A 12,366-nucleotide genomic window follows, 5' to 3' on the forward strand; every position below is an offset into this window, starting at 1 on the left:
CGACATGCTGATTCCTCCCCTGGCTCCGGATCACGTGGCCCCACCGCGCACGATCACGCCGATCACGGGCGAAGCGCTGGCGCAACGCGCCGCCGCGATCCGCGACGAGGTCGGCAAGGCCTTCATCGGCCAGGCCGATGCCCTCGACCATGTGCTGATCGCACTGCTCGCCGGCGGCCATGCACTGATCGAAGGCGTGCCCGGCCTGGGCAAGACCCTGCTGGTACGCGCGCTGGCGAAGACGCTCGACTGCGGCTACGCCCGCGTGCAGTTCACCCCGGACCTGATGCCCTCCGACATCAGCGGCCACGCCGTGTACGACCCGAAGACGGAGACCTTCAACATCCGCCGCGGACCGGTCTTCACCAACCTGCTGCTCGCCGACGAGATCAACCGCGCACCGGCGAAGACGCAGTCGGCGCTGCTCGAGGCGATGCAGGAAATGCAGGTCACGATCGAAGGCCACAGCTTCGAACTGGCGCCGCCGTTCCTGACCCTCGCCACGCAGAACCCGGTCGAGCAGGAAGGCACCTATCCGCTGCCGGAAGCGCAGCTCGACCGCTTCCTGCTCAAGGTGCTGATCGGTTATCCCTCGCGCGCCGACGAGAAGAAGATGGTCGTGGCGGTGAGCCAAGGCCGCATGGCCTCCGACTTCGACCTTTCGCAGGTGCGGCGCGTGGTCGGGCCCGAGGAAATCGTGGCGATGCAGCTCGGCACCGCGCTGGTGACGGTCGACGACGCGGTGATCGACTACGCCGTGCGGATCGCCGCCGCCACCCGCGACTGGGCCGGGATCGCGCTCGGCGCGGGTCCGCGCGGCAGCCTCGCCCTGGTGCGCGCGGCGCGCGCGCAGGCGGTGCTCTCCGGCCGCGACTTCGTCACGCCAGACGACGTGCGCGAAATCGCCAAGCCGGCGCTGCGCCATCGCATCGCACTGGCACCGGAACTGCAGATCGAAGGCCAGGAACCCGACGACGTGCTGCATGCACTGCTGGCCAAGGTGGAAGCGCCGCGGCAATGAGGGCGCCGCGACGACCCGCAGGCAGCGGTCGACTGCAACGCGCCGCAGCGCGCTGCATGGGTGAAGCGCGGGCTTTGCGCACCTGCTTGCATTCGGCGTATGACACGCACCCATGAGTCACGCACCCATGAGTAATGCGTCTTCGACAACCAGCCTGCCCCGTCCCGCGCCAGCGCTGCTCGCGCTGCTCGCGCTGTGGGCGGCGCTGGGCCTCGCCGCCAGCATCGAGTACGCACCGGTGTCGGCGTGGCAGGCTGCCGGCGTGGCCTTGCTGCTGCTGGCGGCGTTCGATGCACTCCGCGTGATGCAGGGCGCCACGCCCGATGTGCAGAGGCGTGTTCCGGACACCTGGCCGATCGGCGTCGAGCGGCCGGTGGCATTGAAGCTGCAGGCCAGCCGCGCGCAGCGGGTCGACGTCTTCGACCTGCATCCGGGGAGCTGGGCCATGCAGGGCCTGCCGCGCCGCCTGAGCCTGCGGCGTGGCGAAGCCGCGAGCCTCGACTACACCCTGCGTGCCACCGCGCGCGGCGACTTCGTCTTCGATGGGGTGCAGCTGCGCCTGCATTCGCCGTGGCGGTTGTGGTGGCAATTGCGCGTCGCTGGCGCGGCGCAACGGGTGCGCGTGTTCCCGAACTTCGCACCGCTCGCGCGCTTCGCGATGTTCAGCGCGGAACAGGCCTCGCGCCTGGTCGGCGCGCACGTGAAGCGGCGCCGCGGCGAAGGCACCGATTTCCACCAGATGCGCGAATACCGCGTCGGCGACAGCCTGCGCCAGATCGACTGGAAGGCGACAGCGCGCGCGCGGCGCCTGATCTCGCGCGAATACCAGGACGAGAAGAACCAGCAGCTGGTGCTGATGCTGGATACCGGCCGGCGCCTGCTCGCACGCGATGGCGAACTCGCCCACTTCGACCACGTGCTGGATGCGTCGCTGGTGGTGTCTTACCTCGCGCTGCGCCAGGGCGATGGCGTCGGCCTGCTGGCCAGCGGCGGCGACAGTGCCTGGGTGCCGCCGCAACGCGGCGTCGGCGCGATCGACAACCTGTTGCGCGCGACCTACGCGCTGCAGCCCAAGCCCGTCGCCACCGATTTCCTGCAGGCCGCCACCGAGTTGTCGCTGCGCCAGCGCCGCCGCGCGCTGGTGATGCTGGTGACCAACCTGCGCGACGAGGACATGGACGACCTGCTGGCGGCGGTGCAGATGCTGCGCAGGCGCCACCTGGTGTGCGTCGCCAGCCTGCGCGAGGGCTCGCTCGATTCCACGCTGGCGCAGGACGTGCACGACCTGCCGTCCGCCATCCGCGCCGGGGCCACGGCGCAGTACCTCGCCCAGCGCAACGCCGCGCATGATGCGCTGCGCAGCCACGGGGTGATGGTGCTGGATGTGGCCTGCGGGCAGCTGGCCGCGGCACTGGTGGAGAAATATCTGGCGATCAAACGGGACGGACTGCTATGACCCCAAGAATCAACTGCACTTACCTGTTCCTGCTGTCTGTTTCCATGGCGGGCTGCGTGTCACAGCCCACCACCTTCCGTGCCAACACCAGCATCGATCCCGCACGCTACCGCGTGGCCTGTGAGGGCGAATACCAGGAACCGCCGCAGCTGGCCTCGGGAAAGGCGCCGGTATATCCGATCAGCATGTTGAACCCGGCGCTGATCGAGGATCGCAAGGTCCGTCATCTGCCGATGGCATGGCCGGTGAACGCGACATTCACGGTCGATGCCGGCGGCCATACGACGGACATTGAGTCGACGCCAACCACGCCCGCCACGTTCGGCCAGCACATGACTTTAGCGGTGCGCTCGTGGCGCTTCACGCCCGCGCAGGCCGGTGACGAGGCGGTGCCGGCCAGGTGCACGGCGGGCTTCACCTTCGTCCTGGGTTGAAGACGGGGTAGCAGCGCGCGCGCGACGCGCTGTACTTCACTGCGCCGGCACAGGCGGCGACGTGCAATGGGTCCCCCGCTGGAGACCCCATGGATACCGCCGTCACCACCGCCCGCTGGGCCAAGCTCGCCTTGACCGTTGCCGGGATCATCACCGCCACCGTGCTCGGTCTTGCCATCAAGGTCGGCCGGGACATGGCGACCTACTTCGCAACAGCGACTGTGCTGACCTCCGACGCCGTGATCGCCGCGCCCGGCGCCTCGACGCCCGCGCACGCCAGCGTGGCCCCGCGATCCGTTGTCGTCACTCACGAACCGGCATCGCCGACCCCCAACGGGGATGCGGCAACGCCGCAGGCGAACAGGTCGGTGGCAACGGCGCCGTAGGTCAAATCGTGCCGCGCGCGTCCTCAGTCCGGACGCGTGGCGTACTCGAGTGCGGTCAGCGTTGCCATCGCCTCGATGCGCGATGCACCGCACATCGACGCGTGCGGTTGCAGCGACGCACAGAACGCAGGCCGCTCGGGTTTGCCGAACAGCCGGCAGCGCAACGCATCGTCCAGCTGCACGCACGGAATCCCCGCCGGCTTGCCATGCGGCATGCCAGGGATCGGCGAGGTGATCGAAGGCGCGATGCAGCACGCGCCGCAGCGGTCGCGGCAGTCCATCGAACGGTGTCGCCTCAGTCGGCGGTCACGAGGATCGGTTCGCGATCCCGCAACTTCGCGTAGACCGCATCGGTTTCCGGGCGGACCTTGTGCCAGCGCTGGAAGCTCTCCGCAGCCTGTTCGACCAGCATGCCCAGGCCATCGATGCAGTCGTGCGCGCGGGCCGAGCGGGCCCAGGCGAGGAAGGGGATCGCCGCTTCGCCGTAACTCAGGTCGACCGCGGCGCCACGCGGCGCGATGAGGTTGGTCGGCAGCGTCGGCAGCGATTGCAGCGGGTCGCCGCGCGAGGCCGACGTCGCATTGATGACGAGATCGAAATTGCCCAGCGTGCCCACGTCCTTGAGGTAACGCGGATGCACGCGGCCGGGCAGGGCGAGCATGTCGGCGAGCGCATCGGCGCGCTCGGGGGTGCGGTTGACGATGTAGAGGCCGCCGATCCCCGCATCGAGCAGGGCCGGCGCGACGCCGCGCGCCGCGCCACCGGCGCCGATCAGCAGGGTGCGCCGCGCGCGCAGGTCGAGGCCATGGCGCTCGGTGAGATCGCGCACCAGGCCGACGCCGTCGGTGTTGTCGCCCTGCCAGCCCGTCGCTGCGCGCGTCAGCGTGTTCACCGCGCCAGCGCGTTGCGCCGCTTCGCTGAGATAAGTGCAGATCTGCGCGGCACGGAGCTTGTGCGGCAGGGTGATGTTGGCGCCGACGCCACCTTCGGCGGCGAATGCGGCCAGCGCGGCATCGAAGTCTTCAGGCGCGGCATCGATCGCGGCGTATTCCAGTCCGATGCCGGTCTGGCGGGCGAAGGCGGCATGGATGCGCGGCGACAGCGAGTGGGCGACGGGATGGCCGATGACGGCGTAGCGCTGGACGGACATGAAAGCCTCGCGCGAAAAGATGAACGGTTGGGCCAGCCGCGTACCGGACAGGGTGCGCTGCACGGCCGTGCGTATTGGACGGAACGCGAAGCGTATGGCCGGCCGGCCGCGTCCGCTGCGAGTCTACGCCTGCCATCGCGAACTGTGCGCCAGCGACAGGTTTTGCGATGGCGGGGAGTCAGCAAGTCCGGCACATTGACGCCTCGTTCACGAGGGACGCCACGATGCGCCGCCACTCCGCCTCCTTGACCGGATCTCCCTTGACCGGATTGGTCCTGCTCGCCGGCCTGCTCTCATTCGGCGCCCACGCCTATCTCGCCGAATTCGGCATCGAGGGCATGCACGTGGTGTCGACGCCGGCAACGGAAGTACGCGCGACGGTCAGCGCCGATGGCCAGCGCATCGTCTGGGGCAGCACCGATCGCACCGGCGGCAAGGGTGGCTGGGACCTGTGGCAGGCGAGCCTCAAGCAGGGGCGCTGGCAGGATCCGCAACCGTTGCCGATCAACACGACGGCGAACGATTTCGATCCGGCCTTCAGCGCCGACGGGCGCTGGCTGTACTTCTTCTCCAACCGCGATGGCGGTGTGGGCGGAGACGACCTGTACCGGGTCGCGGTGCGCGCGGACGGCGGCTTCGGCAACGCGGAGAACCTCGGTCCCGGGGTCAACAGCAAGGGCGACGAATGGGCGCCGGCGCCCAGTCGCGACGGCAAGTCGCTGCTGTTCGCCAGCAACGGTTTCGGCGGTGCGGGACGCCACGACCTGTTTGTCGCGCGCTGGGACGGCACCGCGTTCGGCGACCGCAAGCCGGTGCCGGGCGTGAACACGCGCGGCGACGAGTTCGATGCGGCGTGGCTGGACGGTGGCAAGGCAATCGTCTTCACCCGTTCGGCCAATGCCGACGACAAGCCGATGCAGTTGTTCCTCGCGCAGTGCGACGGCCAGCGTTATGCCGACGCGGCAGCGCTGCCGTTGTCGTTCAACAGCGCCGAGGCGTGGACGCTGGGTCCGGGCATCGACTGGAACAAGCCGGGCGAGCTGCTGGTCACCGGCAAGGCCCGCGCGCCCAGTGCCGGCAAGCTCGACATCTACCGGATGAAGGCGCCGACGGTCAGTGGCAAGCCCGGCTGCGCGCAGTAACGGGCGTGTAGCAGCGGCGGCCCGGGCGCGAAGGCAGACCCGGGTCAGTCTTCGCGCAACCAGCGCGCCGCATCCAGCGCGAAATAGCTGAGCACGCCATCGGCACCGGCGCGTTTGATCGAGGTCAGCGCCTCGAGCGCGCACGCGCGTTCGTTGATCCAGCCGTTGAGCGCGGCCGCCTTGAGCATCGCGTACTCGCCGCTGACCTGGTAGACGAAGGTCGGCACGCCGAATTCGTCCTTCACCCGGCGCACGATGTCGAGGTAGGGCAGGCCCGGCTTCACCATCACCATGTCCGCGCCTTCCTGCAGGTCCTGCGCGACTTCCTGCAGGGCCTCGTCGGAATTGGCCGGGTCCATCTGGTAGGTGTACTTGTTGCCCTTGCCGAGCGCGGCGGCCGAACCCACCGCATCGCGGAACGGCCCGTAGAACGCACTCGCGTACTTCGCGCTGTAGGCGAGGATGCGCGTGTGGACATGGCCTTCGCCTTCCAGTTCGCCGCGGATGGCGCCGATGCGGCCGTCCATCATGTCGCTGGGCGCGACGATGTCGGCGCCGGCGCGCGCGTGCGACAGCGCCTGCTGCACCAGCGCCTCGACGGTCTCATCGTTGAGCACGTAGCCGCTCTCGTCGATCAGGCCGTCCTGGCCGTGCGTGGTGTAAGGATCCAGGGCGACGTCGGTGATCACGCCCAGTTCCGGGAAGCGCTGCTTGAGCGCCTGCACCGCGCGCTGCACCAGGCCGTCGTCGGCCCACGCGGCTTCGGCGGTCAGAGACTTGGCTTCCGGCGCGGTGACCGGGAACAGGGCGAGCGCGGGCACGCGCAGCTCGCTGGCCTGCTCGGCGACCTTCAGCAGCTCGTCGATGGAGACGCGCTCGATGCCGGGCATCGAAGCGATGGCTTCGCGGCCCTTGAGTTCGTGGACGAAGACCGGGTAGATCAGGTCGTTCGCGGTGAGCACGGTCTCGCGCATCAGCCGGCGCGAGAAATCGTCGCGGCGCATCCGCCGCGGGCGGGTGTAGGGATAGCTCATGCGGCAATTCTACGCTGCGCCCGCGCTGCGGGCCTTGCGCGAACAGGACACAGCGGTTCCGACACCCGGCTGGGCAGAGGGCCACACCCGGGGTTGTTGCGGCGTAACCGACCGCATGCCGCTACCGCCCGCGCGGCGGCACGCCCGGCGGCTTCGCGCCTTGGGTGCCTGGCGGCGCGGCGTTTGTCGGCGCGGACGGATAGACCCGGTAGCGCAACGGTGCGACGGCGACGGTCTGGCCCACGGCGGGGATTTCGACGTCCGGGGTGGCCGCGAAGTCGAGTTCCAGCGGGCGCGGCTGGTGCTCGACGTCGAGCTCCAGGGTGATGCGATCGGCGAGGCGGTGCGCGGCCGCGACCCTCGCGGACCAGCCTTCGTCCGTTGGGACGATGGCGAGGTCGTGCGGGCGCACGTACAGGCGCGCGGGTTGCGTCGACCCGGCGAGGGGTGCGCCACCTTCGATCGGCAGCCGCAACTCATGTCCGATGGCGACGAAGTTGCCGCCGTCGAACCGGCCCTCGACGGCATTGGCGCGACCGATGAAATCGAACACGTATTCCGATGCCGGCGCGCTGTAGATCTCGTGCGGCGTGCCGACCTGCTCGATGCGGCCCTCGCGCAGCACCACCACGCGGTCGGCGAGCTCGAGCGCTTCTTCCTGGTCGTGGGTGACGAACAACGTGGTCTGTCCGGTCTGCTCGTGCAGGCGCCGCAGCCAGCGGCGCAGGTCGACACGCACCTTGGCATCGAGCGCGCCGAAGGGTTCGTCGAGCAGCAGCACGGTCGGATCGATCGCGAGTGCGCGCGCCAGGGCGACACGCTGGCGCTGGCCACCGGACAACTGCTCCGGATAGCGCTCGCCAAGTTCCGCCAGCTGGATCAGTGTCAGCAGTTCCTCGACGCGACGCGCGATCGTCGCCTTGTCCGGACGCTTGGAGCGCGGCCGGCTGCGCAGGCCGAAGGCGACGTTCTCGGCCACGGTCATGTGCTTGAACAGCGCGTAATGCTGGAACACGAAACCGACGTTGCGTTCGCGCAGGCTCAGGCGCGTGGCATCGGTGTCGCCGAACAGCACCTGGCCGCTGTCGGCGTGCAGCAGGCCGGCGATCACGCGCAGCAGCGTGGTCTTGCCCGAGCCCGAGGGGCCGAGCAGCGCGACCAGTTCACCCGAAGCGATGTCGAGGTCGACCGCGTCCAGCGCGGCGACATCGGTGTAGCGCTTGCTGAGCTGGCGAATGTGCAGGTCCATGCCTCGCCTCCGGGGAACGGAACCATGATGAACCATCACCGGCGAACCGGGTGAAGCACCCCCAGTCCGCGGCGCCTTGGCCTTTTCGAAATCAACTCGAACAACGTTCATTCAATGCCTCCGATGCGTCTTAGCCAGCGCATCACCATGCCTGGCCTCCAGCCAGAACTTTATGATCAAAGTCACCAGCGCCAGGCCGCTCAACAACGACGCCGCCGCGAACGCCGCCGTGCTGTCGAACTCGTTGTAGAGGATCTCGATGTGCAGCGGCAGCGTGTTGGTCAGGCCGCGGATGTGCCCGGACACCACCGACACCGCGCCGAATTCGCCCATCGAGCGCGCGCCGCACAGGAGCACGCCGTAGAGCAGGCCCCACTTGATGTTGGGCAGGGTGACGCGGCGGAACATGGTCCACGCCCCCGCGCCGAGCGAGCGCGCAGCGAGTTCCTCGTCGCTGCCCTGCTGCTGCATCAGCGGGATCAGCTCGCGCACCACGAACGGGAAGGTGATGAACAAGGTGGCCAGCACGATGCCGGGCCGCGCGAACAGGATGCGGACGTTCCAGGTTTCGAGCAGGCCAGCGAACCAGCCATGGGTGGTGCTGAACAACAGCACCAGGCACAGGCCGGCGACGACCGGCGATACCGCGAATGGCAGGTCGATCAGCGACAGCAGCAGTTTCTTGAAGCGGAATTCGAAGCGCGTCACCGCCCACGCCATCAGCGTGCCGAAGACCGCGTTGACCGGAATCACGATCGCCGCGGTGAACAAGGTCAGTCGCAGCGCCGAGCGCGCATCGGGTTCGCGCAGGGCCGTCCACCACGCCTTGAAGCCTTCACCGAACGCGGCGCCGAGCACCATCAGCAGCGGCAGCACGACCAGGCCGAGCATGATCAGCACGGCGAGCACTATTAGCGCCGTGCGCAGCCACGTCGGTGAGTGCAGGGCGCCGTCGACGTTCGCGTCAGCCATGTGGTTTCTCCCGGCGCTCGTGGGCGAACAGAGACGGGATCGCGTTGATCGCCAGCAGGCAGACGAACGATGCCGCCAGCAGCAGCGCGGCGATGGCAATCGCGCCGTTGTAGTCGTACTCCTCCAGGCGGATGGTGATGAGAAGCGGCGCGATCTCGGTCGAATACGGCTTGTTGCCGGCAATGAAGATCACCGAGCCGTACTCGCCCAGCGCGCGCGCGAAGGCGAGCGAGAAACCGGTGAGCAGGGCCGGCAGCAGTTCCGGCAGGATCACCCGGCGCAACGTGGTGAAGCGCGAGGCCCCCAGCGATGCCGCGGCTTCTTCCTGTTCGTGGCCGAGCGCTTCCAGTACCGGCTGCACCGTGCGCACGGCGAAGGGCAGGCCGATGAACACCAGCGCGATGACGATGCCGAGCGGCGTGTAGGCGATCTTCAGTCCCGCCGCCTCCGTGAACCGTCCAACCCAGCCGTTGCCGGAATAGATCGCGGTCAGGGCGATGCCGGCGACGGCGGTGGGCAAGGCGAATGGCAGGTCGACCAGCGCATCGAGCACGCGGCGACCGGGAAAGCGATAGCGCACCAGCACCCAGGCCACGATCGCGCCGGCCACGAGGGCGAGCAGGGCCGCTACCAGTGCGGCGCCGAAGCTGAGTTTCAGCGCCGCCTGCACGCGTGGGTCGTGGATCGCGCGCAGCCAGCCGTCGCCGCCGAGCCCGGCCGCACGCACGGCGAGCGCGAGCAGCGGCAGCAACACCACCACGCCGAGCCAGGCCATGCCCAGTCCGAGGCTCAGCCCGAACCCGGGCAGCGGGCGGCGGCTGCGAAACGGGATCAGCGGGGACAGGACGGCGGCGGTCATGACGGTGTCAGCGGGCGAGCCCAAGGCTCACTTCGGCTGGTAGATCCGGTCGAAGAAGCCGCCGTCCGCGAAATGCTCGGCCTGCGCCTTCTTCCAGCCGCCGAAGGCCTCGTCGATCGTCATCTGCGGCACCTTCGGAAAGCGCGCCAGTTCCGCCGCTCCGACCTTGTCGGGTTCGGCCGGGCGGTAGAAATGCCTGGCGGCCAGACGCTGGCCTTCCGGCGAATACAGGAAGCGCAGGTACGCCTCGGCCTGTTTGCGCGTGCCGTGCTTGGCCACGTTCTTGTCGACCCAGGCCACCGGCGGTTCGGCGCGGATGCTGATCGACGGCACGACCACTTCGAACTTGCCGCGCGTGTCCGGTTGCGAAACCGTCAGCAGCGCTTCGCTCTCCCACGCGACCAGCACGTCACCGATGCCGCGTTCGACGAAGGTCGTGGTCGCGCCGCGCGCCCCGGTATCGAGCACCGGCACGTTCTTGAACACGCGGGTGAGGTAGTCGACGACCTTGCCGCCGTCGCGGTACTCGCGCGACGCCCAGGCCCACGCGGCGAGATAGTTCCAGCGCGCGCCGCCGGAGGTCTTCGGATTCGGCGTGATCACGGCGACGCCCGGCCTGGCCAGGTCGTTCCAATCCTTGATGCCCTTCGGATTGCCCTTGCGGACGAGGAAAACGATCGTCGAGGTGTAGGGCGCGCTGTTGTGCGGCAGGCGCGATTGCCAGTTCGCCGGCAGCAGCTTGCCCTTGTCCGCGATGGCATCGATGTCGGCGGCCAGCGCCAGCGTGACCACGTCGGCTTCGAGGCCGTCGATCACCGCGCGCGCCTGCTTGCCGGAACCGCCGTGCGAGGCGCGCACATTGATGGTTTCACCCGTTTCCTGCTTCCACTGCGCCGCGAAGGCGCGGTCGACTTCCGAATAAAGCTCGCGTGTCGGGTCGTAGGAGACGTTGAGCAGTTCGACATCCTTCGCCATCGCGTTGCCGCCGATGAGGACGGCGGCAAGCAGCGCGGAACGAAGGGTCATGCGGAGCGTGGGGGAGGTCATGGGGGGCCTTGGGTGTCTAGAACGAAAGCTGCGCGCGGGTGAAGAAGGCTTTCTCGTCCTCGCGATCGGCGCCGGCCGCGGCGCCGCCCTCGAACGTGGTCTGGCTGTAGTTGGCGACCAGCTTCAGGTTCTGGGTGAGGTACCAGTTGAGGCCGACGGTCCACGCCTGCGCGCGGCTCGCGGACGTGGCGGGATTGGCGAACAGCGGGAAGGCGTCGTCGTCGACATCGAGTTCTCCGTAGCGCGCGACCAGTTCCAGCGCACCCCAGCCTGCCGCACCGGTCGTAAACGGGTGGTTAGGCCGGGCGAGGCCGCGGTAGGAGGCGTCCTCGCCGGTCAGCACCCAGCTGCCGCTGAGTTGCCACGCGTTGTTCTCCAGGTGCTCCACGCGGCCGGCGCTGGCGCCGGCGACCAGGCGCACTTCCTGTTCGGAGGTGACGTATTCGCCGAGCAGGCCGAGCGGGCCGTTGTAGTAGTACGCCTGCGGCGACCAGCGCCGGTGCAGGCCGTCGGCGGCGGCTTCGGCGCGGTAACCGAAGAACTGCACCTGCCCCGGCGTGCGGTAGCGCGGCAGGAAATTGGGGCCGGCGCCGAAGTTGTCGCTGACGCTGGTCGCGATGCCGACGCCCAGGCCCGACCAGGCATTGGCGGCGTTCTTGTATGGCTCCCAGAACACGCGCGCGGTGGCTTCGAATTCGTTGTCCGGGTTGGACGCGACTGCGTCGCGGCCATCGACGACGCCGTTGAACACACCGACGGCGTAATTCAGCGTGCTGCCGGCGAATTCACCCTGCAGCTGCACGCCAAGATCGCGGCCCGGCGTGAGCTCGGTGGGCAGGCCACGCTCGATGGCGGCGAGGCTGCCGGCGGACTGCAACTGCTCCAGGCCGAACGGCTGCTTGTACTTGCCCACGCGCAGCGTCGCGCGCGGATCGAATTTCAGGTCGAGGTAGGCATCGTTGAGCGTGGCGCTGTCGCCCGCCAGCTGCGCCTGCAGGCGGAAGCCAAGCAGCGGGCCCCAGGTCCCTTCGATGGTGGGTTCGACGCGGCGCAGCAGCAAGGTGTCGTTCTGCGGTAGCTGCTCGTCATCGAGGTAGAGGCGGCCGTCGGCCTGCACCAGCGCCTTGAACTTCACCTCGATGCCATCGCTCGCCGGCGACTTGATCGACAGGCCCTTGGGGCTGAGGCTCACGACCGGTTCCTTGGCGGCCTTCGCGGCGGATTCCTCTGCCTGCAGTTCCAGTTTGCGTTCGATCACGCGCAGGCGCTGGTCGAGGTCGGCCAGGGCGGCGCTGTCGGCGGTGGTCGCCGTCACGCCGAGGCGCTGCTCCAGGACCTGCAGGCGCTTGGCCAGTTCTTCGACCGTGACTTCGGCCGCGTGGGCGTGCAGGGGCAGCAGCACGAACGCGAGCGCGGCGAACATCGGGGTGCGGCGCGGGGAAGTGGTTGGACGTGCGGGCATGGAGATCACCAGGGTTGGAGGAACACAGTGGCGATGCGCGCGGCGGGGCGGAAACGGTCATGCCTCATCTGCATATGCCGGTTGCGCATCTGGACGAGGCAGGGTGCCGATGTAGCGGCCCGCCGGCAATGACCGCGATCAAGCGGGACACGCC

13 protein-coding genes are annotated in these 12,366 nt (G+C 68.9%); 5 read left to right on the forward strand and 8 right to left on the reverse strand.

Going from position 1 to position 12,366, the window contains the following annotated elements; translation table 11 throughout:
- Nucleotides 1-4: 4 nt before the first annotated feature.
- The 4 genes from ACXJJ9_RS05295 to ACXJJ9_RS05310 all read left to right on the forward strand — a co-directional run bounded on the left by ACXJJ9_RS05295 (nucleotide 5) and on the right by ACXJJ9_RS05310 (nucleotide 3,297).
- Nucleotides 5-1,021, forward strand: coding sequence for an AAA family ATPase (locus tag ACXJJ9_RS05295; RefSeq protein ID WP_457096192.1), 1,017 nt, complete (start codon nucleotides 5-7; stop codon nucleotides 1,019-1,021).
- A 127-nt stretch (nucleotides 1,022-1,148) separates the two neighbouring features.
- Nucleotides 1,149-2,477, forward strand: coding sequence for a DUF58 domain-containing protein (locus ACXJJ9_RS05300; protein ID WP_457096193.1), 1,329 nt, complete (start codon nucleotides 1,149-1,151; stop codon nucleotides 2,475-2,477).
- On the forward strand, nucleotides 2,474-2,911 hold the full coding sequence (locus tag ACXJJ9_RS05305; protein WP_457096194.1) for a hypothetical protein: 438 nt from the start codon (nucleotides 2,474-2,476) through the stop codon (nucleotides 2,909-2,911). The genes ACXJJ9_RS05300 and ACXJJ9_RS05305 overlap by 4 nt, the downstream gene beginning before the upstream one ends.
- Before the next feature lie 89 nt (nucleotides 2,912-3,000).
- A complete protein-coding gene (locus tag ACXJJ9_RS05310) occupies nucleotides 3,001-3,297 on the forward strand; it encodes a hypothetical protein (RefSeq protein WP_457096195.1) in 297 nt (98 codons plus the stop codon).
- A 23-nt stretch (nucleotides 3,298-3,320) separates the two neighbouring features.
- On the opposite strand, the gene ACXJJ9_RS05315 is transcribed toward ACXJJ9_RS05310, so the two are convergent.
- Complete coding sequence (locus tag ACXJJ9_RS05315; protein WP_457096196.1) at nucleotides 3,321-3,578, reverse strand: YkgJ family cysteine cluster protein; 258 nt, start codon at nucleotides 3,576-3,578, stop codon at nucleotides 3,321-3,323.
- A gap of 14 nt (nucleotides 3,579-3,592) precedes the next feature.
- Nucleotides 3,593-4,447 (reverse strand): shikimate dehydrogenase, encoded by an 855-nt coding sequence (gene aroE, locus ACXJJ9_RS05320; RefSeq protein ID WP_457096581.1) that lies wholly within the window; start codon nucleotides 4,445-4,447, stop codon nucleotides 3,593-3,595.
- 224 nt (nucleotides 4,448-4,671) lie between these two features.
- Here aroE and ACXJJ9_RS05325 point away from each other — a divergent pair, with 224 nt between their 5' ends.
- Complete coding sequence (locus ACXJJ9_RS05325; protein WP_457096197.1) at nucleotides 4,672-5,589, forward strand: TolB family protein; 918 nt, start codon at nucleotides 4,672-4,674, stop codon at nucleotides 5,587-5,589.
- A 44-nt stretch (nucleotides 5,590-5,633) separates the two neighbouring features.
- Here the strand turns inward: ACXJJ9_RS05325 and hemB are convergent, their stop codons facing one another.
- The 6 genes from hemB to ACXJJ9_RS05355 form a co-directional block, all read right to left on the reverse strand.
- Nucleotides 5,634-6,623 carry a porphobilinogen synthase gene (gene hemB / locus ACXJJ9_RS05330; protein ID WP_457096198.1) on the reverse strand — a complete coding sequence of 330 codons (990 nt, stop codon included), beginning with the start codon at nucleotides 6,621-6,623 and terminating at the stop codon, nucleotides 5,634-5,636.
- A 121-nt stretch (nucleotides 6,624-6,744) separates the two neighbouring features.
- Complete coding sequence (locus ACXJJ9_RS05335; protein ID WP_457096199.1) at nucleotides 6,745-7,872, reverse strand: sulfate/molybdate ABC transporter ATP-binding protein; 1,128 nt, start codon at nucleotides 7,870-7,872, stop codon at nucleotides 6,745-6,747.
- A gap of 111 nt (nucleotides 7,873-7,983) precedes the next feature.
- On the reverse strand, nucleotides 7,984-8,844 hold the full coding sequence (cysW, locus tag ACXJJ9_RS05340) for a sulfate ABC transporter permease subunit CysW (RefSeq protein WP_457096200.1): 861 nt from the start codon (nucleotides 8,842-8,844) through the stop codon (nucleotides 7,984-7,986).
- Nucleotides 8,837-9,703 (reverse strand): sulfate ABC transporter permease subunit CysT, encoded by an 867-nt coding sequence (gene cysT, locus ACXJJ9_RS05345; protein WP_457096201.1) that lies wholly within the window; start codon nucleotides 9,701-9,703, stop codon nucleotides 8,837-8,839. Before cysT ends, cysW begins: the two co-directional genes overlap by 8 nt.
- Nucleotides 9,704-9,730: 27 nt before the next feature.
- Nucleotides 9,731-10,750 (reverse strand): sulfate ABC transporter substrate-binding protein, encoded by a 1,020-nt coding sequence (locus ACXJJ9_RS05350; RefSeq protein WP_457096202.1) that lies wholly within the window; start codon nucleotides 10,748-10,750, stop codon nucleotides 9,731-9,733.
- A gap of 16 nt (nucleotides 10,751-10,766) precedes the next feature.
- Nucleotides 10,767-12,212 carry an OprO/OprP family phosphate-selective porin gene (locus ACXJJ9_RS05355; RefSeq protein WP_457096203.1) on the reverse strand — a complete coding sequence of 482 codons (1,446 nt, stop codon included), beginning with the start codon at nucleotides 12,210-12,212 and terminating at the stop codon, nucleotides 10,767-10,769.
- Nucleotides 12,213-12,366 lie beyond the last annotated feature (154 nt).

This window comes from Lysobacter sp. P5_B9, assembly GCF_054049835.1.